General features: G+C 49.2%; 2 protein-coding genes. Both read right to left on the bottom strand.

The genetic code is table 11. The annotated features are described in order from the left end of the window. On the bottom strand, window positions 1-678 hold a 678-nt coding region (locus R7035_RS25770; RefSeq protein WP_318146387.1), incomplete at its 3' end, for a carbon-nitrogen hydrolase family protein. 34 nt (window positions 679-712) lie between these two features. After that, window positions 713-1,115: AsmA-like C-terminal region-containing protein (locus tag R7035_RS25765; protein ID WP_318146386.1), on the bottom strand; the 403-nt coding region annotated here is incomplete at its 5' end.

The raw sequence follows: 1,115 nt of genomic DNA, 5'->3' as shown, positions 1-1,115 counted from the left end.
GTCAATCACCATGGAATGCCCCCACGTTTTACGACCGCAAGGGTGTGTTCCCGTTTGTCCACTGGCTAAAATCCAACATTGCGTTTCAATTGCTCGAGCTCGCAGCAACACTTCCCAGTGAGCTTGCCCAGTAACCGCAGTAAACGCGGCGGGAACAACAATGATATCCGCCCCCGCTAAACGCAGTGCTTTGTACAATTCGGGGAAACGAACGTCGTAACAAATGCTCAAGCCGACGCTGCCGATATCCGTTTCTGCCACCACAATTTGGTTGCCCGCGGTGAAAGTATCTGACTCTCGGTAGCTACCATGGCCATCTTCTACATCGACATCAAACATATGCAGCTTGTCATAATGGGCAATGCATTTTCCGTGAGGTGGTAAAACGAGCGTCGTCGTTGTCACACCTCGCGCGGTTTGAATCGGCATACTACCAACGACAAGCGTCAGTTGATGACTCTTCGCGATATTGGCTAAACGCTCTTGAATAGCACCGCTACCTAACGGCTCTGCATGTTGATGGTACTCTTCTCGACTGGCAAACAACACCGCATTTTCCGGCGTGAGCACCAGCTTCACTCCTTGATTGGCCGCCAAAGTACATTGCTGGTCAATAAAGTCCAAATTCGCCTGAATATCAGGCCCCGATGTCATTTGAATGATGCCAACACGTTCCATGTGTTCTCTTCCTTCTACCACTTAGTCGGGCGATCTATTTAGCCTGCTCACGCAGTTTTTCTGGCAGCTTGTATTCGCCTTTACTACGTGAAATCTCTTTTACGGTTGGTGAATCTAACGGGCCTTTGACCTCGTAATTCACTTGGGTGAACACCTCTACAACAGGAGAAATCACCGTGGAAATCGCCAGCACGTACAGAGCGGTTTGAGGGGCTACCGCAAACGCCGTCAACATTGGTAACCCTGACGTAATATCCGGCGTAAACTTCACTTCCGCATCCACCATTCTGGTGGTCATGTTTGCAATACCACGAATTTGCATTTCACCAGCTAGCGCATCCATCACAATATCATTGGTGATGAACACACCATCTTGGATTTTGCCTGTACCCGTGATGGAGTTGAACGCCATACCTTTGTCGAATACGTCGGTAAAA

The organism is Vibrio sp. 1731 (genome assembly GCF_033339955.1).
Taxonomy (GTDB): Bacteria; Pseudomonadota; Gammaproteobacteria; order Enterobacterales; family Vibrionaceae; genus Vibrio; species Vibrio alginolyticus.
Note: the sequence above shows the minus strand (reverse complement) of the source record. Positions and strands in the feature narration are given on the sequence as shown.